Genomic DNA, 655 nt, shown 5'->3' with positions numbered 1-655 from the left:
AGCATTTTTCTTGTCATTAAGGCAGAACTTCCGTCATCTGTTTCGATACTTGCCTTGTTATCAGCGTATAGTTTATCTGATTAATTCACATCAATTGGCACTACATGCGCTGCACTTTGCCTTAATGAAAGATTGTCACAGCAGTCACTTATGGATTGATTCAACCACACTGCCTGTCTGTAAAAATCAGCGTATCGGGCGGCATAAGTCCATAAAGGCTATTGCAACGCGTGGTAAAAGCTCGATGGGCTGGTTCTTCGGCTGTAAGCTGCATTTAATTATGAATCAGTCAGGAGATGTGGTCAGTACTGCTTTATCAAATGGTCATACAGCAGATATTAAAATGGTTGAACAACTGGTGAAAGGATTAAAAGCGAAGCTGTATGCAGATCGCGGCTACATCAGTCAGAATTTAAAGCAAAATCTTAAAGAGCAAGGCATTGAATTAATGACCTATCACCGTAAAAACATGCAAGCGGTGAACTTGTCAAAAGCAGATACGTACAATTTAAGGCAGCGCAATCAAATAGAAACTTTATTCAGCTTACTAAAGGGAAAGTATAATTTGGTGACAAGTAAAGCGAGAAGTATTGAGGGCTATTTAGCTGGCATTTATGCAAGTTTGTGTGCTTACCAGATTTGTCATGACAATAAG

The 655-nt window shown here is 39.4% G+C and carries 1 protein-coding gene; it reads left to right on the top strand.

All coding sequences use genetic code 11. The annotated features are described in order from the left end of the window. A partial coding sequence (locus BKE30_RS15410) for an IS982 family transposase (RefSeq protein ID WP_076879439.1) occupies positions 1 to 655 on the top strand: 655 nt, incomplete at both ends.

Source organism: Alkanindiges hydrocarboniclasticus (genome assembly GCF_001982605.1).
Taxonomy (GTDB): Bacteria; Pseudomonadota; Gammaproteobacteria; order Pseudomonadales; family Moraxellaceae; genus Alkanindiges; species Alkanindiges hydrocarboniclasticus.
The sequence above is the reverse complement of the archived record's forward strand: the minus strand, read 5'-3'. Positions and strand labels throughout refer to the sequence as shown.